Source organism: Streptosporangium jomthongense (genome assembly GCF_042650425.1).
Lineage (GTDB): Bacteria > Actinomycetota > Actinomycetes > Streptosporangiales > Streptosporangiaceae > Streptosporangium.
On the sequence record NZ_JBHSBC010000012.1, the window covers coordinates 416,154 to 434,443 of the forward strand.

At 71.6% G+C, this 18,290-nt stretch carries 14 protein-coding genes; 9 read left to right on the forward strand and 5 right to left on the reverse strand.

Going from position 1 to position 18,290, the window contains the following annotated elements; translation table 11 throughout:
• Nucleotides 1-132 precede the first annotated feature (132 nt).
• Together ACFOYY_RS13605 and ACFOYY_RS13610 are read left to right on the forward strand one after the other, a co-directional pair.
• Nucleotides 133-1,512, forward strand: a complete 1,380-nt coding sequence (locus ACFOYY_RS13605; RefSeq protein ID WP_352009021.1) for an amino acid permease — start codon at nucleotides 133-135, stop codon at nucleotides 1,510-1,512.
• A gap of 24 nt (nucleotides 1,513-1,536) precedes the next feature.
• A complete protein-coding gene (locus ACFOYY_RS13610) occupies nucleotides 1,537-1,863 on the forward strand; it encodes a PadR family transcriptional regulator (protein WP_352009020.1) in 327 nt (108 codons plus the stop codon).
• Between the two features lie 7 nt (nucleotides 1,864-1,870).
• Here ACFOYY_RS13610 and ACFOYY_RS13615 read toward each other — a convergent pair whose 3' ends face one another.
• Nucleotides 1,871-2,812: a chorismate mutase gene (locus ACFOYY_RS13615; RefSeq protein ID WP_386189964.1), complete on the reverse strand. Its 942-nt coding sequence runs from the start codon at nucleotides 2,810-2,812 to the stop codon at nucleotides 1,871-1,873.
• Between the two features lie 329 nt (nucleotides 2,813-3,141).
• Here ACFOYY_RS13615 and ACFOYY_RS13620 point away from each other — a divergent pair, with 329 nt between their 5' ends.
• From ACFOYY_RS13620 to ACFOYY_RS13645, 6 genes are all read left to right on the forward strand, one after another.
• Nucleotides 3,142-5,286 carry a serine/threonine-protein kinase gene (locus ACFOYY_RS13620; RefSeq protein ID WP_386189965.1) on the forward strand — a complete coding sequence of 715 codons (2,145 nt, stop codon included), beginning with the start codon at nucleotides 3,142-3,144 and terminating at the stop codon, nucleotides 5,284-5,286.
• 51 nt (nucleotides 5,287-5,337) lie between these two features.
• Nucleotides 5,338-7,461: a serine/threonine-protein kinase gene (locus tag ACFOYY_RS13625; RefSeq protein ID WP_386189966.1), complete on the forward strand. Its 2,124-nt coding sequence runs from the start codon at nucleotides 5,338-5,340 to the stop codon at nucleotides 7,459-7,461.
• A 50-nt stretch (nucleotides 7,462-7,511) separates the two neighbouring features.
• A complete protein-coding gene (locus ACFOYY_RS13630; protein WP_352009016.1) occupies nucleotides 7,512-8,387 on the forward strand; it encodes an AraC family transcriptional regulator in 876 nt (291 codons plus the stop codon).
• 10 nt (nucleotides 8,388-8,397) lie between these two features.
• On the forward strand, nucleotides 8,398-9,078 hold the full coding sequence (locus tag ACFOYY_RS13635) for an AzlC family ABC transporter permease (protein WP_352009015.1): 681 nt from the start codon (nucleotides 8,398-8,400) through the stop codon (nucleotides 9,076-9,078).
• On the forward strand, nucleotides 9,075-9,389 hold the full coding sequence (locus tag ACFOYY_RS13640) for an AzlD domain-containing protein (protein WP_352009014.1): 315 nt from the start codon (nucleotides 9,075-9,077) through the stop codon (nucleotides 9,387-9,389). The genes ACFOYY_RS13635 and ACFOYY_RS13640 overlap by 4 nt, the downstream gene beginning before the upstream one ends.
• 106 nt (nucleotides 9,390-9,495) lie before the next feature.
• The gene (locus tag ACFOYY_RS13645) at nucleotides 9,496-10,989 is read left to right on the forward strand and encodes a serine/threonine-protein kinase (RefSeq protein ID WP_386189967.1); all 1,494 of its coding nucleotides are present in this window, start codon (nucleotides 9,496-9,498) and stop codon (nucleotides 10,987-10,989) included.
• Nucleotides 10,990-11,000: 11 nt separating this feature from the next.
• On the opposite strand, the gene ACFOYY_RS13650 is transcribed toward ACFOYY_RS13645, so the two are convergent.
• From ACFOYY_RS13650 to ACFOYY_RS13660, 3 genes are read right to left on the reverse strand one after another with little or no spacing between them, the layout of a single operon-like run.
• On the reverse strand, nucleotides 11,001-11,933 hold the full coding sequence (locus ACFOYY_RS13650; protein WP_352009460.1) for an RluA family pseudouridine synthase: 933 nt from the start codon (nucleotides 11,931-11,933) through the stop codon (nucleotides 11,001-11,003).
• Nucleotides 11,926-12,561, reverse strand: a complete 636-nt coding sequence (lspA, locus tag ACFOYY_RS13655; protein ID WP_362778548.1) for a signal peptidase II — start codon at nucleotides 12,559-12,561, stop codon at nucleotides 11,926-11,928. Before lspA ends, ACFOYY_RS13650 begins: the two co-directional genes overlap by 8 nt.
• Nucleotides 12,525-12,944 carry a TraR/DksA family transcriptional regulator gene (locus ACFOYY_RS13660; RefSeq protein WP_352009011.1) on the reverse strand — a complete coding sequence of 140 codons (420 nt, stop codon included), beginning with the start codon at nucleotides 12,942-12,944 and terminating at the stop codon, nucleotides 12,525-12,527. The genes lspA and ACFOYY_RS13660 overlap by 37 nt, the downstream gene beginning before the upstream one ends.
• A 473-nt stretch (nucleotides 12,945-13,417) precedes the next feature.
• Between ACFOYY_RS13660 and ileS the strand changes: the two genes are divergently transcribed.
• Nucleotides 13,418-16,591, forward strand: coding sequence for an isoleucine--tRNA ligase (gene ileS, locus ACFOYY_RS13665; protein WP_386189968.1), 3,174 nt, complete (start codon nucleotides 13,418-13,420; stop codon nucleotides 16,589-16,591).
• Between the two features lie 117 nt (nucleotides 16,592-16,708).
• Here ileS and ACFOYY_RS13670 read toward each other — a convergent pair whose 3' ends face one another.
• The gene (locus ACFOYY_RS13670) at nucleotides 16,709-18,274 is read right to left on the reverse strand and encodes a hypothetical protein (RefSeq protein ID WP_362778553.1); all 1,566 of its coding nucleotides are present in this window, start codon (nucleotides 18,272-18,274) and stop codon (nucleotides 16,709-16,711) included.
• Between the last annotated feature and the right edge of the window lie 16 nt (nucleotides 18,275-18,290).

The following is an 18,290-nucleotide window of genomic DNA, read 5'->3' on the forward strand; positions in this document are numbered from 1 at the left end:
CCTCGCGCAGAACGTGAGAGCGAGGGGAGGCCGGCGTCCTTCTCCGGCCTTCGGGGCACCCGGCGCGAACACCCTGAGCGACGATTGGATACTGTCCGTAACGTCGTTTCCTGGTGACTGGCGGGGGGACCCATGAAGACGGACGAGGGCTACGTCCACGCGCTCGGCAATCGCCAGGTGCAGATGATCGCGATCGGCGGCGCGATCGGCGTCGGCCTCTTCCTCGGGGCGGGCGGGCGGCTGCAGGCGGCCGGTCCCGCCCTTGTGCTGTCGTACGCCGCCTGCGGGCTCGTGGCCTTCTTCGTCATGCGGGCCCTGGGCGAACTGGTGCTCTACAAACCGTCCTCCGGGTCGTTCGTCGAGTACGCGGGCGACTTCCTGGGCCCGTGGGCCGCCTTCGCCAGTGGCTGGATGTACTGGGTCAACTGGGCCTTCACCGGCATCGCCGAACTGACCGCCATCTCCACCTACGTGGGACTGTGGGCCCCGCACTTCCCCCGCTGGCTCACCGCGCTCATCGCGCTGGCGTCCGTGCTGGTCGTCAACCTGCTGTCGGTACGGCTCTTCGGCGAGCTCGAGTTCTGGTTCGCCATGCTCAAGGTCCTGGCCATCTGCGCCTTCCTGGTCGTCGCCCTGGCCCTGGTCGCCTTCGGCACCTCGCTGGGCGGCGGCACCGCGGGCCTGGGCAACCTCGTCGCGCACAAGGGCTTCTTCCCCAACGGCTTCCCCGTGGTCCTGATGAGCATGCAGTCGGTGATCTTCGCCTACTCCGCGATCGAGCTGGTCGGCATCGCCGCCGGTGAGACGAAGAACGCCAGGCAGGTCATCCCGAGGGCGATCAACGGTGTGATCTGGCGGATCGCGATCTTCTACGTCGGCTCGGTGCTGCTGCTGGCCATGGTCCTGCCGTGGACCGCGTACGGCCCCGGCCAGTCGCCGTTCGTGACGGTCTTCGCCGCTCTCGGCGCCCCCTGGGCCGCCGACGTCATGAACCTCATCGTGATCACCGCGGCCCTGTCGTCGTGCAACTCCGGCCTGTACTCCACGGGGCGCATCCTGCGGGCCATGGCCGTCAAGGGCGAGGCCCCGGCGTTCGCGGGCCGGATCGGCTCCCGCCACGTCCCCTACGGGGGCATCCTCATCACGGCGAGCGTGTTCGTGGCCGGGGTCGTCCTCTACTACTTCGTTCCGGAGCGCGCCTTCAACATCGCGACCGCGGTCGCCTCCCTCGGCGTCGTCACCACCTGGGGAACCCTGCTGCTGTGCCAGATCCGCCTGCGTGAGGCGGCCGGGAAGGGCCTGCTCGTGCGCCCCTCCTTCCGGATGCCGGGCGCGCCGTACACGGGCTGGGGCAGTCTGGCCTTCCTCGGCCTGGTGGTGCTGCTGATGCCGTTCGCCGACGCCGACCAGCGGGTGGCCTTCTTCTGCGTCCCGCTGCTGGTCGCCGGGATCGCCGCCGGGTGGCGGATCGTCGGCTCACGCCGTTCCACCGGAACACCTCTTGATCAATAGTACGTTGCACGATATATATCGACCGTGGGCTTACGCGAGCAGAGCTATCTGATCCTGCTGGCCCTCTCACAGGGGCCTCTGCACGGATACGGCGTGACCAAGACGGTGCGGGAACTGTCCGAGGAACGGGTACGGCTCGGCGCGGGCACGCTGTACGGCGCCCTGGACCGGCTGGCCACGGACGGTCTGGTGACCATGGCGGGCGAGGAGGTCGTCGACGGCCGTCACCGCCGTTACTACGATCTGACGGAGCGCGGCCGCGAGATCCTCACCGAGGAGACCGCCCGCCTGATCCGCCTCACCGCGACCGCCCGCCGCCGTCTCGCCCTCCGTCCCGCGCCTGAGCCGTGAGTCCCGGTCAGTCCCGGCGCGTCCCGGCGCGTTCCTCGGCGAGGTGGAGCCCCGCCTCGATGACGGCGTTCATGATGGGGGCCAGGCGCTCCTCACCGAGGGTGGGGGCGCGGCGGGCCATCTCGGCGACGAGACGGCGCTCACGGTCCATGTCGCGCCCCGCGAAGCCGCCGACGGGCTTGAGCCGCTGGATGGTCCCCGCCAGTTCGGCGCGCCGTTCCAGCAGGACGGCCAGGACGGCGTCCACCCGGTCGATGGCGCCACGCGCCTCGGGCACCGAGCCCGGCGTCTCCCTGCGGACGACCACGCCGACGATCCGCGCGACCTCCCCGGCGTCCAGGGCGGCCTGTTCCGGAGCGCCGGGGTCGAGCAGGAGGCCGTCGGCCCCCGCGGCGACCGCCGCCGCGGCCAGCGAGGGGTCCTCGCCGAGGCCGACCAGCACCGGGCGGCCCGAAGTCCGCCGCGCCGCCCGCATCAGGGCCAGGTCCAGGGTCGTGTCCGCCTGGTGCGTACGGCTGCCGCTCTCGCACAGCACCACCTGGTCGTTGCCCTCGGCCACGCAGTAGTCGGCGATGGCCAGCCACTCCTGGAGGGTCGCGGCGGGTCCCCGCTGCACGAGCACCGGGAGCCCGAGTCTGGCCACCGCCCTGACCAGCTGGAAGTCCTGCATCCATGCCGCACCGATCACGATCCCGTCGGCGTGGGCCGCGATCTCCGGCAGATCGGCCGCGGAGAAGGGCTCGACCAGCAGCGGCCCGGACCACCCGGCGCGTGCCTCGGCCACGGTCTGGGCCGCGGGCACCCGCCCGTGGTGGTCGCGCAGGCTGATCCAGCGGGCGTCGGCACCCTCTCCGCCGATCACCACGGCCGGTCCCGCTCCCACGCTGAGCGTCCCCACCCGTACGGCTCCGCGTTCCAGGTTTCGCTCCAGGTCTGCGGTCAACGACATCTCGGCTCCCATGCTCAGCCGGCACGCATCCCCGGGCCGGCGAATCGTAAGAAACAAAAAAGGCAGAGACCTTGTCTCTGCCTGGTGCCGGCTCCGAACGGTCGCTACGTCACGCTGTCACGACCGGCTCCCCGGAGCCGGCTCGGTAAACACGAAGTAGAACGTCATGAAAACGACGATAGGGCATCCTCGCCCCAGGCGCCACTCGCAGGCCAGGGGGCTGCAGGGGGGAGGGAGATCCAGATCTCCGGAGAGTCGATCACCCTCCTCGGCCTATGAGAGTATTCGGTGGTTCCGGAAAGGGGCCAAGAGAGGGGGAGGTGCGATCGATGGCCGAAGCACAGCCTGAGGGACGTCGCGTCGCCTCCCGTTACCACCTGCTCGAACCCATCGGCCGTGGTGGCATGGGCATCGTCTGGCGGGCGCACGACGAGTTCCTCGACCGTGAGGTCGCCGTCAAGGAGGTCCGCTACGCCGACATGCTCGGCGAGGACAGCCAGGAGGACTTCAACCGCCGCACCAAGCGGGAGGCCAGGGCGGCGGGACGGCTGACGCATCCGAACGTGGTCGTCGTCCACGACGTGGTCGAGGAGGACGGCAGGCCCTGGATCGTCATGCAGCTGGTCGAGTCCCGCTCGCTCGGCAAGGTGCTGCGCCAGGAGGGGCCGCTGCCGTACCGGCGGGTGGCGGAGATCGGGTCGCAGGTGCTTGAGGCGCTGCGCGCCGCCCACGCCCAGGGGGTGCTGCACCGGGACGTCAAGCCGGAGAACGTGCTGCTGGCCGACGACGGCCGGGTGGTCCTGACCGACTTCGGCATCGCGACTCTGGAGACGGAGACCGCGCTGACCATGACGGGGATCGCGGGCACGCCCGCGTTCATCCCGCCGGAGCGGATCAAGACCGGCACCGCGCAACGCGAGTCAGACCTGTGGTCCCTCGGGGCGACGCTGTACGCCGCCGTGGAGGGCAAGCCCCCGCACGATCGGGGCGGGGCGCTGCCGACCATGCACGCGGTGCTGAACGACGAGCCGGAGCCCCCCGTCCACGCCGGGCCACTGGCGCCCGTGCTTGAGGGGCTGCTGCGCAAGGACCCCGAGCTGCGGATGTCCTACGACGAGGCGGCCCGGCTGCTGCGCCAGGTGGCCGAGGGGCCTCAGGAACGGCGGCAGCCCGCGAGGACGACCGTCATGCCCGCCGTCGCGGGTGAGGCGGGTGCCGAGACCGATCCGGACATCCGGTACCGCCCGGAGGGGGTGCCCGCGACGGGGCTGAAGCTGGGCTCCGCCGCGCCCGCCCCGGCCTCCCCCGCGGAGGAGCCTCCGACACAGGCGCGCAGGGACCGGCCCTCCGGCACGGGGCAGGGAGCCGCCGCGCAGGGAGCGCGGAAACCGGCCGCCGAACCCGCCCAGAATGCCCCGCGGCAGGCCGTGCCGAAGGCTTCGCAGCAGGCCCAGCAGGCCGCCGCGACGCGGAAGGTCACGCCGAAGCCCGCCGCGAAGCCGGTTTCCGCGACTCCGGCGCCGCCGCGTGCCCAGGCCGGGAAGGTGGCTCAGCCGCCGCTCTCCAAGCCCTCGGCCAGACGTGAGCCCGCACCGGTACGGCCGCCGGTCCCCGTCTCGCGGCCTGAGCCCTCCTCCGCTCCCCCCGCCGTTCCGCCCGTCACTCCGCCGCCCTCGGCGGCGGAGTTCTTCCCCACGTCGCCCTCCGGGACGGGGAAGCCCTCCTGGAGCTGGGACTCCATGCCACCGCTGCGGCGGTGGTCGCTGCTGCTGGTGCCCGTACTGGTGATCATCGTGCTCGTCGCGGGTTATCTCGGAATGCGCTACGGCAGGGAGGTCGGGCTGCCGGAGCCCAGGACGAGTGAGTCGAGTGAGACCGTGGGGGCGGCCGACCGGCCCGCGGAGACGACCACCGAGCCGATCTCCGAACGCTCCCCCTCCCAGAGCGCGAGTCCCAGCCCCGTCGAGAGTCCCACCAAGGACGACGAAGACGATGAGGACGACAAGAAGAAGGAAGACAAGGAGAAGGACTCCGGGCTTCCCGAGGGCTGGCGCACGCACAAGGACTCCAACGGGTTCTCCGTCGGCCTGCCCAAGGGGTGGGACGTCGACAGGCGCTCCGGCCCTTCGGTGTGGTTCCGCGGCCCCGACCGGGTGAGCTACCTGCTGATCGAGTACACCAACACTCCCAACTCCGACCCGAAGAAGGACTGGGAGGACCAGGAGCGCTACAGCAGGGGCAACTTCAACGGTTACAAGCGCATCCGGATCGAGAAGGTCGACTACATGAAGAAGGCCGCCGACTGGGAGTTCACCTGGGACACGAGCGCCGGTAAGGCGCGGGTGATCGACCGGGGCTTCGTGACCGAGGGCGGCAGGGGTTACGCCATCTACTGGCACACCATGGCCGACGAGTGGGACAAGAACCTCGCCCTCTTCAAGGGATTCACGGAGACCTTCTCCTCGAAAAAGTAGGCGAGCCTCCCGACCGGCTACGATGCGTGGGTTTGGGAGGGGCTGGAGAGAATGACCGAACGGAAGGTCGCGGGCCGGTACCGCCTGCTCGAACCCATCGGCGAAGGCGGGATGGGCGTCGTCTGGCGTTCCCACGACGAGCTTCTCGACCGGGTCGTGGCGGTCAAGGAGGTTCGTTACCGCGGGATCGACGAGGCCGCGCGGGCCGACCTGAACCGGCGGACGATCCGGGAGGCCAGGAGCGCCGGACGGCTCGACCACCCCTCTGTGATCATCGTGCACGACGTGGTCGAGGAGGAGGGCAGGCCCTGGATCGTCATGCAGCTGGTCCGTTCGCGCTCCATGGGCGAGGTGGTGCGCCGGGGTGGGCCGCTGCCCCCGTCGCGGGTCGCCGAGGTCGGGCTGCAGGTGCTCGGCGCGCTGCGGGCCGCGCACACGGCCGGGGTGCTGCACCGGGACGTCAAGCCGGAGAACGTGCTGCTCGCCGATGACGGCCGGGTGGTGCTGACCGACTTCGGCATCGCCTCGATGACCCAGGAGACCGGGATCACCCGCACCGGGGGGATGGTCGGCACCCCGGCCTTCCTGCCCCCGGAGCGGCTGCACGGCATGCCCGCCACCCCCGAGTCGGACCTGTGGTCGCTGGGGGCGACGCTGTACGCGGCGCTTGAGGGACGTCCGCCGTTCGAACGGCCGACGGCCGCGGCGACCATGATGGCGGTCCTGAACGGCGAGCCGAGCCCCATGTCGCACACCGGCTCCCTCGTCTCGGCGATCCTCGGCCTGATGGCCAGGGAGCCCGCGGCCCGGCTGACCGCCGACGCGGCCGAGGCGCTGCTCACCCGCGCCTGCACCGAGGCCCCGGGGGCCGCGGCGGGTACGGACGACCGCCTTCCCCAGGCGGGCCCGGCCCCCCGGCACGGCCGCCCCCACCCGGCGCAGGCGCCCCACACCGGCAACGGCGCCTTCCCGCACCCGAACGAGGGCCCGTACGCGGGAGGGCACACAGCCGATCCTCGCCACGGCGGCGAGCCCTGGCGGCAGGCGGCACTCCAGCCCGGCCCGCAACCGATGCCGCAACCAGGACCCCAGCCGGGAACGCGGCCGGGCGCGGCCCCGTGGGACGCCTCCCCGTGGACCGGGCAGCCGGCCGGGCAGCCGGTGGGGCCGGGACAGGCGGCCTCGTGGCACACCGGCCAGGCCGGGGCCTCTCACGGCGACCCGTCGTCCGCCGGGCAGGCGCCATACCCGGGAGATCCGGCACATTCCCCCTACCGTGACGACGCGACCCGGGTCGGGCGGCCGTCCTACCCCAACGACCCCTTCCAGGCCTATCACCCGGGTGGCCAGGCTCATCCCGGCGATCCGTCCTCGCACGGCCAGGGCGGACACCCGCTGCCCGAAAACCCGTTCGGCGGCCCCCTTCCCGGCCTCCCCCACGGCACCGAACCGGCCCACCAGGGGCCCGGCAGACGGCGGGGCAGGCGTGCCGCGCCCGGCTCGCAGACGTCCCCGCGACGGCCGGCCGTACGGCGGGCGGTTCTGATCGTGGGGATACCGGTACTGGTCGCGGGGTTCGGCGCCGGAGGGTGGCTGCTGGCGGACAATTTCGGCGCCGGCCGGACCGCGACCCCGACGCCCCCCGCCACCTCCGCCCCGTCGATTCCGTCCGCCAAGCCGTCGAAGAGCCCGCGCCCGTCCCCCACCGCCTCCCCAACGGTGCGCCCGTCCAGGCTGCCCGAGGGCTGGCAGTACTACAAGGACCCGGTGATGGGCTTCACCGTCGCCCTGCCGCGCGGCTGGACGAGCAAGCGCTTCTCCGGGCGTGACCGGGTGGAGTTCAGGAGGCCCGGCTCGTCCGCCCTGCTGTGGATCGAGTCGACCGCCGATCCGGAGAAGGACCCGGTCAAACACTGGGAGAACCTTGAGAAGGACCGCGTGGTCAAGAAGCTCTGGCCGGGCTACGAACGCATCGGCATAACCCCGCTGCGATACCGTGGTGTGGAGGCGGCCGACTGGGAGTTCACCTACCTGAAGAACGGCGTCCGGACACACGTCCTGGACCGGGGGTTCCACACGATCACGGGCCGTCCTTACGCGATCTACTGGGAGAGTCCTGAGTCCGAGTGGGACCGGGCGTTCTTCGACAGGTTCACCGAGACCTTCCGTCCGTGACCGGCCGGGGGTCGGGCCGGGAGACACCACTGGAGACACGACCGCGGTCCTTGGAGACGGAGACGGGGCTGGAGCCGGGGAGCGGAAGCCTGGAGGCGGCACGCTTCTGGCGCAATCCGGCGCTGCCCGGGGTCGATCTGCTCAAGGCGAGATACGTGACCCATCGGTTCACCCGGCACGCCCACGCGGGCTACGCGATCGGGGTGATCCTGACCGGGATCGAGGAGTTCGACTATCGGGGCGCCCGGCACCGCGCGGGCGCGGGAAGCGTGGTGCTGGTCGACCCCGACCAGGCGCACAACGGTCACGCGGGTGAGCCGGACGGCTGGGCGTACCGGATGCTCTACCCCTCCGTCGAGGTCCTGTCCGGGATCGCCGAGGAACTGCTCGCCGGGCGGGGCACGCCGTACTTCCCCGAACCCGTCGTCTCCAGCGCGCGCGGTGCCGCGCTGCTCAGGAGGGCGCACGACGCCGCCGAGCGCGGCGACAGCCTGGCCTCCTCGACGCTGGCCCGTACGGCCTTCGGCACGCTGCTGCGCCTGCACGCCGCCCGGCGTCCGCCGGAGACGCGCTCCGTCGGCAACGACCTGGCCGTACGGCTCGCGCGGGAGATCCTGCACGAGAGACTCATCGATCCGCCCACGATCGAGGACCTGGCGCTGGCCGTGAAGGCGAAGCCGTTCGGGCTGATCAGGGCCTTCAAGGCGGTCACCGGGCTGCCGCCGCACGCCTACCTGAACACGCTGCGGGTCAGCCGGGCGCGTGGCCTGCTCGACGCCGGGGTACCCGCGGCCCAGGTCGCCGCGGACGTCGGTTTCACCGACCAGGCGCATCTGACCAGGCATTTCAAGCGGGTCGTCGGTGTCCCTCCGGCCGCCTACCAACGTGCAGGAACGTACAAGACCGAGGCAGAAAACTCCACATAACCTCACCATCATGGAAATATCCACTCGTTCCTCAGCGACAAGGGACGGACTGGGGGTGGGGATCGCGGTCGGGCTGTCCGGCGTCGCGTTCGGCGCCAGCGCGGTCACCGCGGGGCTGAGCGTCGCCCAGGCATGCGTGCTGAGCCTGTTCGCCTTCACCGGAGCCTCACAGTTCGCCCTGGCGGGCGTCATCGCGGGCGGCGGCAACCTCGTCGCGGGCACCGCGGGCGCCCTGCTGCTGGGAGCCCGCAACAGCCTGTACGGCCTGCGCATGGCCGACGTGCTCGGCGCCAGGGGCGGTGCCAGGTTCGTCACCGCCCACGGCGTGATCGACGAGACGACGGCGGTCGCCCTGGCCCAGCCCGACGAGGAGTCGGCCAGGACGGGCTTCCTCGTCACGTTCGCCAGCCTCTACCTGACCTGGAACCTCACCACCCTGCTCGGCGCGGCGGGCACCTCCTGGGTGGCCGATCCCGCGCTGCTCGGCCTCGACGTGGTCGGGCCCGCGACCTTCCTGGCGATCCTGTGGCCCAGGCTCACCGGCGGCGGCCGGGAGACCGGCGCGCTACGACTGGTCGCGGGGACGGGCGCCGCGATCGCGCTGGCCGTGACCCCCTTCGCCCCGCCCGGGGTTCCCGTGCTGATCGCCGCGACCGCCGTACTCGCGGTGACCCTGAGGAGGCCCCGATGAGTGCCGTGTGGTGGGCCGTGATCGCCACCTGCGCGGGGTGCTACGCGCTGAAGCTGGCCGGAATCTCCGCGCCGCGCAGGCTGCTCGACCACCCCAGGGTGCAGCGTTTCGCCGCTCTGGTCCCGGTCGCGCTGCTCGCCGCGCTGATCGCGGTGCAGATGTTCGCCCACGGTCAGTCGCTGTATCTGGACTGGCCGCGCACCGCCGGGCTGGGCGCCGCCGTCGTCGCGCTGCTGCTGCGCGCGCCCTTCCTGGTGGTGCTCGCCGGTGCGGCCGTCGTCACCGCGGCGCTGCGGTGGCTGATCGGCTGAGCGGGAACCGTACCCGGAGCGTGACGGCGACCCCCGGCGCCAACTATTGCGGTGATCTGCGTAGTTCATCCTGAATACCGGGACACATCACGGGTAGACGAGGCCCATGTCCGACTCTGGAGAGGTCATCGGCACGCGTTACCGGCTGATCGAACCCATCGGCCGCGGGGGAATGGGCACGGTCTGGCGGGCGAAGGACGAGGTACTCGGCCGTGACGTCGCGGTCAAGGAGGTCATCCCCTCTCCCGACCTGACCGGCCCGGAGCGTGAGGTCTTCACGATCAGGACGCTCAGGGAGGCACGGGCCGCGGGCAGGATCGGCCATCCCGGCGTCGCGACGGTCTACGACGTGATCGAGGAGCGCGGACGGCCGTGGATCGTCATGCAGCTCGTCGAGTCCAGGACGCTCGGGGCGGTGGTCCGTGAGGACGGGCCGCTGCCCGCCTGCAGGGCGGCCCGCGTCGGGCTCGACGTGCTCGGGGCGCTGGTGGCCGCCGGTCACGCGGGTGTGCTGCACCGCGACGTCAAACCGGACAACGTACTGCTGGCCAGGGACGGCCGGGCCGTGCTGACCGACTTCGGCATCGCGGTGCTCGAAGGAGACTCCTCCGTCACCAGGACGGGCGCCCTGATCGGCACCCCGGCGTTCATCGCGCCGGAACGGGCGGGCGGAGGACCTGCGGTGTTCGCCTCCGACCTGTGGTCACTCGGGGTGACGCTCTACGTGGCGGTCGAGGGACGCTCCCCCTTCGAACGCGCCCACCCGCTGGCCACCCTCAGCGCGGTCATGCACGAGGAACCCGCCCCGATGCGGCTCTCCGGGCCGCTCGGGCCGGTGATCCACGGACTGCTTCGCAAGGACCCCGCCGAGCGGATGTCCGCCGAGGAGGTGCAGGTCGGCCTGCGCTCCATCGTGAACGGGATCGCCCCGCAGGAGACGATGCCGATCGACCTGCCCGTCCCCGCGCCGCCTTCACCGCCCTCACCGTCCTCACCGCCGGAGACCGGACCGGTGGCCGGGCCCGTGGGCGTGGCCGTGACCGGACAGGCGGCCGCGTCCGGCCCTCCTGCCCCCCGGAGACCGCGGAGAGGGGCGGCGGTCGTGGCCGCGGCGGCGCTCGCGGTCGCCGCCAGCGCGAGCGCGGCGGCCTGGGTCGCCATGAACTCCGTTCCCCCGGCGACCCGGGGACCGGTCACCCCGGCCGGGGTCTCTCCGAGCGGGCGCACCCCCGCGACGAAGCCGGAGCAGGCACGGCTTCCGGCCAGGAAGGACCCCGCCCCCGAGCGGACGCAGGAGAGCGACGACCGCCGTACCGTCCCCGAGGCGCCGCCCGAGAAGCCACAGAACCCACAGAGCCCGGAGAAGCCCGAGAGGACCGAGAAGCCGAAGCCGAGCGAGTCCCCCGATCCCCCAAAGAAAGAAAAGCCCCCAAAGGATGACAAACCAGACAAGAGTGGGGACGAGGGGCAGGAGGCCGGTCCGCCCGAGGAAGGCGGCCAGGACACTCAGGAGCCTGCCCCCGAGGACGACCAGGAGCAGGAGCCGGTGGGCGAGGTGGCCCCGGGCGACGCCCTGAACGCCCTCGCCGTGCTCTCCTGACCCCTACCTGGCTACCGGGACTCTTCGCCGACGACCTTCAACGCGTGCGCGAGATCGTCGGGATAGTCGGTGGTGAAGGTCATCCACTCGCCCGTGACGGGGTGTTCGAAGGCCAGGGAGACGGCGTGCAGCCACTGGCGGGAGACACCGAGCCGCGCGGCCAGCGTGGGGTCGGCGCCGTACATCATGTCGCCGACGCACGGATGGCGCAGCGCCGACATGTGGACCCTGATCTGGTGGGTCCGCCCGGTCTCCAGCTTGATGTCGAGCAGCGAGGCGGCCCGGAAGGCCTCGATCGTGTCGTAGTGGGTGACCGAGTCCTTGCCACCCGCCACGACCGCGAAACGGCCGTCCCCCGCCGGGTGGCGGTCGATCGGCGCGTCGACGGTGCCGCGCAGCGGGTCGGGGTGCCCCTGGACCAGCGTGTGGTAGCGCTTGTCCACGGTGCGCTCCTTGAAGGCCCGCTTCAGCCGTGAGTAGGCGTGCTCGCTCTTGGCCACGACCATCGCACCGGTGGTGTTGGCGTCCAGGCGGTGCACGATGCCCTGACGTTCGGCGGCGCCGCTGGTCGCGACCCGGTGCCCGGTGCCGAGCAGGCCGCCGATCACGGTCGGCCCGGTCCAGCCCGTGGTCGGGTGGGCGGCCACCCCGATCGGCTTGTTGACCACGACGATGTCGTCGTCCTCGTAGACGATCGTCATTCCGGGGACCGGCTCGGCGACCGGGGTGGGCGCGCTCGGCGGGGGCGGGAGTGTGACGTCCAGCCACGCGCCGGCGTGGACCCGGTCGGACTTGGCCGCGGGCGAGCCGTCGACCAGCACGTCCCCGTCGACGATCAGCTCCGCCGCACGGGTGCGCGACAGCCCGAACAGCCGGGACAGGGCCGCGTCGAGGCGTTCGCCCTCAAGCCCGTCGGGGACGGGAAGACTCCGCTGTTCAGCCATCATTCCTGCTCTCCGCCCTGTCCTGGGAACCTTCCTCGGCCTTGTGGGTCTCCGGCGCCGTCTCCTGCCCGCCGTCGCGCGTGCCGTCGAGCTGGTAGCCGCGCCAGGCGAGGAAGACCGCCAGGATCCCGCCGCAGACGATCGCCGAGTCCGCGACGTTGAACACCGGGAAATGGCTGGGGAAGACCTCGACGAAGTCGACGACGTGCCCCTGCAGCCCGCCGGGAGCACGGAAGAGCCGGTCGGTCAGATTGCCCAGCGCCCCGCCGAGCATCAGGCCGAGTGTGACGGCCCACGGCAGGCTGCGCAGCTTGCGCGCGGTACGCAGGATGGCCACCACGACGCCGGCCGCGATGATCGTGAAGACGATGGTCATGCCGGTGCCGATGCTGAACGCGGCCCCCGCGTTGAAGATCACCCGGAACTGCAGCAGCCCGGGGATCAGCACGAGCGGGTCCTTGCCCTCCAGGGTCCGCAGCACGGCCGTCTTCGTCGCCAGGTCAAGGCCGTAGACGACCACCGCGAGAGCCGCCAGCAGCGCGACACGCCGCCTCCTGGGCGGAGGCGTCCGCGAGCCGGCGGCCTCTCCCGTCAGCGCCGCTCCTCCCGCTGCTTGCAGGCCACGCACAGCGTCGCCCTCGGGAACGCCTGAAGACGCTCCTTGCCGATCGGCTTGTGGCACGATTCGCACACTCCGTAGGTCCCTGCGTCGATCCGGGCGATCGCCCGTTCGTTCTGCGCGACCAGGTCGCGCGAATTCAGGGTAAGGGCGATCTCACGTTCCCGCTCATACGTCCGGGCGCCCGCGTCCGCCTGATCGTCCCCGGCTCCGTCCGTGACGTCACCCGAGGCGATCTCGCTCTCGGCCTTGAGGATCTCCTCGTTCAGCTCGTCGATCTCCACGCTCAGCCTCGTGCGGACCTCGGCGAGCTCCTCGGCCGTCCAGGTGACGGTGCCGCCGTTCCCCGACGGGGCTACCGCGCTCTCGTCCGCGCGTACGGTCGCGGCCATGGCGGCCTCCTTGCTCGATCGGACCGTATCCGGTGTGGTAAACGGTGCGGGCAGCTTAGGTCCCCCATAACGGAACGGCAAACGACCCGCCGGGATGTTTACCACTCCCGTAACATCCGGTCCCCCTCACCGGATTCCGCCCGCGCCTTGACATCGCAGGAGAAAATCGGGAAGTTTCGCGCGGGGACGTACGTTAGGGTGTGAGCCTGCAAGGCGTTGATGGGGACGAGTACCTCCGAGCCCCTCGCACGAGCGACCCGGGGACGGTGCGAGCCCGGGGCGATGCCCGGAGGGAAGATCACCCCTGAGCCGCCGGAGGAACGGCCGCGCGAACGGCGCCGCCCAGTAGAACCGGCAGCAGACTCAAAGGAAGAGGGCCTTCTCGCGAAGGTCAAGGAGGGTGGTACCGCGGGGCCGTACGGTCTCGTCCCTCCACGCCACTGCCAGCACCAGCGTGGAGGTCCAGCCCGGTCATGTCCGCCTATTTCCGCTCTCTTCCCGCGCAGGTCGATCTGCCCGCGCTCGAACACGAGGTGCTCGGCCGCTGGCGGGACGGCAAGGTCTTCGAGCGCTCGGTCGAGCAGAACGCCGACGGCCCCAACTGGGTCTTCTACGAGGGCCCGCCGACCGCCAACGGCATGCCCGGCGTGCACCACGTCGAGGCCCGCGTCTTCAAGGACCTCTTCCCCCGCTACCGCTCCATGCTCGGCTACAACGTGCCCCGCAAGGCCGGCTGGGACTGTCACGGCCTGCCGGTCGAGGTCGGCATCGAGAAGGAACTCGGCCTGTCCGGCAAGAAGGACATCGAGGCGTACGGCATCGCCGAGTTCAACGCCAAGTGCCGCGAGTCGGTGCTGCGGCACGTGGACGCCTTCGAAGAGCTGACCGAGCGCATGGGCTACTGGATCGACCTCTCCCAGGCCTACCGCACGATGGACCCCTCCTACGTGGAGTCCGTCTGGTGGTCGCTCAAGGTCATCTTCGACAAGGGCCTCCTCAGCCGCGCCTTCCGGATCACGCCGTACTGCCCGCGCTGCGGCACCGGCCTGTCCGACCACGAACTCGGCCAGCCCGGCGGCTACGAGACCGTGACCAGCCCGTCGGTCTACGTCCGCATGCCCGCGACCTCCGGCCCGCTGGCCGAGCTCGGCGCCTCGCTGCTGATCTGGACCACCACCCCGTGGACGCTGGTGTCCAACACCGCCGTGGCCGTGCACCCCGAGGTGACCTACGTCGCGGCGCGCCCCGCGGGCTCCGACGAGGTGCTGGTCGTCGCCGAACCGCTGCTGACCGCGGCTTTGGGCGAGGGCGCCGAGGTGCTGGCCTCCTTCCTGGGCGGCGACCTTGAGCACACCACCTACTCACGCCCCTTCGACCTGGTCGACATCCCCGGCGCGCACTACGTGGTGCTCGGCACCTACGTCACCACCGAGGACGGCACGGGCCTGGTCCACCAGGCGCCCGCCTTCGGCGCCGACGACATGACCACCTGCAACCGGTACGGCCTGCCCGTGGTCAACCCGATCGGTCCCGACGGGCGTTTCCTGGACGACGTACCCCAGGTCGGCGGCCAGTTCTTCAAGGACGCCGACGAGGGCCTGACCGCCGACCTGCGGGAACGCGGCCTGCTGTACCGGGGCGATCACTTCGAGCACAGCTACCCGCACTGCTGGCGCTGCCACACCGCGCTGCTGTACTACGCGCTGCCCGCGTGGTACATCCGCACCACCGCGGTCAAGGACCAGATGCTCGCCGAGAACGAGAAGACCAACTGGTACCCCGAGACGATCAAGTGGGGCCGCTTCGGCGAGTGGCTGCGCAACAACGTGGACTGGGCGCTGTCCCGGTCACGTTACTGGGGCACGCCGCTGCCGCTGTGGGTCTGCTCGGCCGACGACTCCCACATCACCTGCGTCGGCTCGATGGAGGAGCTCGGCAGACTGGCGGGCCAGGACGTCTCCGCCCTCGACCCGCACCGCCCCTACGTGGACGACGTGACGCTGCCCTGCCCCACCTGCGGGGCCGAGGCACGCCGGGTACCGGACGTGATCGACGCCTGGTACGACTCGGGCTCCATGCCCTTCGCCCAGTGGGGCGCGCCGTACCGCAACGAGGAGATGCTCACCCAGGCCTACCCCGCGCAGTTCATCTGCGAGGCGACCGACCAGACGCGTGGCTGGTTCTACTCGCTCATGGCGGTCGGCACGCTGGTCTTCGGCAGGTCGTCCTACGAGAACGTGCTCTGTCTGGGCCTCATCCTCGCCGAGGACGGGCGCAAGATGAGCAAGCACCTGGGCAACGTGCTGCAGCCCATCCCGCTGATGGACAAGCACGGCGCCGACGCGCTGCGCTGGTACATGGCCTGCTCCGGCTCCCCCTGGGCCGCCCGGAGGGTCGGGCACGGCGCCCTTGAGGAGATCGTCCGCAAGGTCCTGCTGACCTACTGGAACACCGCCTCCTTCTTCACCCTCTACGCCAACGCCGAGTCCTGGTCGCCGTCCCAGCTCCCCGAGGCCCTGCCGTACGGCGAGCGCCCGCTGATCGACCGCTGGGCGCTGGCCGAGTTGCACCGCACGGTGGCCGAGGTCACCGCGTCGATGGAGGAGTTCGACACCGCCAGGGTCGGGCGGCGGCTGGCCGACTTCCTCGACGACCTGTCCAACTGGTACGTACGCCGCTCGCGCCGCCGTTTCTGGTCCGGCGACACCTCGGCGTTCGCCACGCTGTACGAGTGCCTGGAGACCGTCACCCGCCTGATGGCACCGGTGACGCCGTTCGTCACCGACTACGTCTGGGACGTGCTCCGCGACACCGGGGCCCCCTCCTCCGTCCACCTGGCCACCTGGCCCACGGTGAAGGAGGAGCTGCTCGACGGGGAGCTGTCGGAGCAGATGGCTCTGGTGCGCCGCCTGGTCGAGCTGGGCCGTTCGGCCCGTGCCTCCAGCGGGGTGAAGACCCGCCAGCCCCTCGGCCGCGCGCTGGTCGGGGCCCGTGGCTGGGGCGCGCTCTCCCAGGAGCTGCGCGACCTGATCGCCGACGAGCTGAACGTGCAGCGGCTTGAGGACCTCGGCGCCGTCGGAGCCGATCTGGTCTCCTTCACCGTCAAGCCCAACTTCCGGGCCCTGGGCAAGCGGTTCGGCTCGCAGACCAAGCTGGTCGCCTCGGCCGTCGGCGCGGCCGACGCGGCCGGGCTGGCCCGCGCGCTGCGCTCCGGATCGGCCGTCACGGTCGAGGCCGGTGAGCTGGGCACGGTCGAGCTGACGACCGAGGACGTGATCGTCACCGAGCAGCCGAAGGCCGGCTGGGCGGTGGAGACCGGGGCGATCGGCACCGGCACCGGCGAGACCGTCGCGCTCGACCTGGCCATCACCGACGAACTGCGCCGGGCGGGCCTGACCCGCGACGCCATCCGTCTGTTCCAGGACGCCCGCAAGTCCACCGGTCTGGCCATCACCGACCGGATCGAGGTGTGGTGGTCGGCCGCCGACGCCGAGCTGGCCGAGGCCCTGCGGGCCCAGGGCGCGACGGTCGCCGGTGAGATCCTCGCCGACTCCCTCACCGAGGGCACCGAGGGCACAGCCGAGGACCTCCCCGTCCACCACGACGCCGACCTGGGGTTGACCTTCAAGCTCCGCCGTAGCGTCTGATCCGGCTCGGGAAACCAAGGGGGCGGGTGGCGTCATACGCCACCCGCCCCCTTGTCCGTCTCACGGGAGACCATGCCTTCCGGGGCTTCCGGGGCCTTCCGGGGACCCTCAGGTTCTTCAGGTGATCGGCCGGCAGACGGAGCAGCTGCGCATGCCCGCCGCCTCGGCGTCGGCAAGGGAGATGGTCTCAAGGCCGCTGCCCTCGACGCCCTTTATGGCGTCCAGGCCCCTGATCAGGGGGCAGGTGGGGCTGTGGAAGCGGCGGGTGCCGACGATGATCTTGACCATCTCGGGCTCGCCCGCGTCCGGCTTCTTCTCCGGCGCGGCACCGCCTTCTCCGGTCTCCTTCGCGTCCGGCGCCTGGGCCTCCGGCTTCGCGGGACTCTCGGGTACGGCGACCTGCTCGGGGGCCGCCGAGGTGGAGCCGACCGGCACCGGCCGCCCGGCGCGCCCGGGTCCGGTCTCGGCCGGCTCCACCGGCTTGGTTCCCTCCGCGGGGGCCTGTCCGGCGTCGGCGGGCTTCGTGACGGCCGGTTCCGTGGAGGCGGGCTTCACAGGAGCGGACTCGGTCTGGGAGGGCTCGGCCGCCTTGGCCGGGGACGTCGTCTTCCGGGCGGGCTCCGCGGGCTCCTTCTGAGCCTCGGCCGCTTCCCGGTCGCCTGCCTCGGCGGGGACGCCCTTCTTCTCCTGGCCGGTCGCGGGCTCCTTGGACTCAGCCGAGGCGTCGTCGGGCACCAGGTGCCGGACGATGTCACGGCTGAACCAACTGGTGGCGTTGGGGTCCTCCGCCTCCCCTGAGTCCTCTGTCTTCTCGGGACCGGGGGCGGGGGCCTGCGAAGGCTGGGGGTGGGCGGGTGCTTCCGCGGTGCGAGGCGGTACCACCCGTTCCTCGGTCTGTGGCCGGTCCGGCTGTCCTGCCGAGGGCGGCTGCGCGGGGCCCGGCTCCGGCTCCGTCCTGCGGGTCTGCTCGGCTGGAGCCGAGGGACTCTGGACGTAGGGGCGGGTCACCGGGGTGTCGCGGACGTCCGGCGGGACCGCGGCGTGGGAGGCGAGTCCGGCCGGGTCACGGACGCCCGCCTCTGCGGCGTCCGCCCGGTCGGAGGAGCCCGGCCCCCGGGGGGAAGGGGACACGGGTTCCCGAATCTCCGGCGGGGCTCCCTGCTGGAGTCCTCCGGTGAACTCGGGCAGGCACGTGGTGCAGGGCGTGAAGCCCTCCTCCCGCGCCTCCTCGTGAGTGAGTTCCTCATGATCCCGTCCGGCCAGCTGGCGGCACCCGGCGACGTGGTACCGCTTACGGCCCGGGATCACCAGGACGATCGCGTCGTCACCGAGGTGACCCCGCCTCGCGGCCGCCGTACGGCCCGGCCCCTGCTGGGGGGCGACGGGAACCGTCTGCCTGACACCGTGCGGCACCGTAGGCGGCGGTGTCCGCATGACGGGCTGGTTCGGCACGGGCGGCCCCGGAGGGACCGATCCCCTCGGCGGGGGCGGCGGAGCTGCCCCGCCGCGTCCGCCAGCGGGGAACAACTCGTGGCGGCGTAGCAACGCACCGATCACCAGGAAGACCGCGGACAGCACACTGACCGCGATCGACCACATGACCAGGAACGGCTGGGACATCACGAACCCTGCGATGAGCAGGACTATGGCCGTGAGCACCAGCCCAGCGCTGATAAGGATCACAGAGGAACTCCTGGAT

What these genes read in the sequence shown, in the direction of transcription:
- ACFOYY_RS13605 (WP_352009021.1), top strand. Translation starts at nt 133, where the DNA reads ATGAAGACGGACGAGGGCTACGTCCACGCGCTCGGCAATCGCCAGGTG.
- ACFOYY_RS13615 (WP_386189964.1), bottom strand. Translation starts at nt 2,812, where the DNA reads ATGTCGTTGACCGCAGACCTGGAGCGAAACCTGGAACGCGGAGCCGTA.
- ACFOYY_RS13620 (WP_386189965.1), top strand. Translation starts at nt 3,142, where the DNA reads ATGGCCGAAGCACAGCCTGAGGGACGTCGCGTCGCCTCCCGTTACCAC.
- ACFOYY_RS13625 (WP_386189966.1), top strand. Translation starts at nt 5,338, where the DNA reads ATGACCGAACGGAAGGTCGCGGGCCGGTACCGCCTGCTCGAACCCATC.
- ACFOYY_RS13635 (WP_352009015.1), top strand. Translation starts at nt 8,398, where the DNA reads ATGGAAATATCCACTCGTTCCTCAGCGACAAGGGACGGACTGGGGGTG.
- ACFOYY_RS13640 (WP_352009014.1), top strand. Translation starts at nt 9,075, where the DNA reads ATGAGTGCCGTGTGGTGGGCCGTGATCGCCACCTGCGCGGGGTGCTAC.
- ACFOYY_RS13645 (WP_386189967.1), top strand. Translation starts at nt 9,496, where the DNA reads ATGTCCGACTCTGGAGAGGTCATCGGCACGCGTTACCGGCTGATCGAA.
- ACFOYY_RS13650 (WP_352009460.1), bottom strand. Translation starts at nt 11,933, where the DNA reads ATGGCTGAACAGCGGAGTCTTCCCGTCCCCGACGGGCTTGAGGGCGAA.
- ACFOYY_RS13660 (WP_352009011.1), bottom strand. Translation starts at nt 12,944, where the DNA reads ATGGCCGCGACCGTACGCGCGGACGAGAGCGCGGTAGCCCCGTCGGGG.
- ileS (WP_386189968.1), top strand. Translation starts at nt 13,418, where the DNA reads ATGTCCGCCTATTTCCGCTCTCTTCCCGCGCAGGTCGATCTGCCCGCG.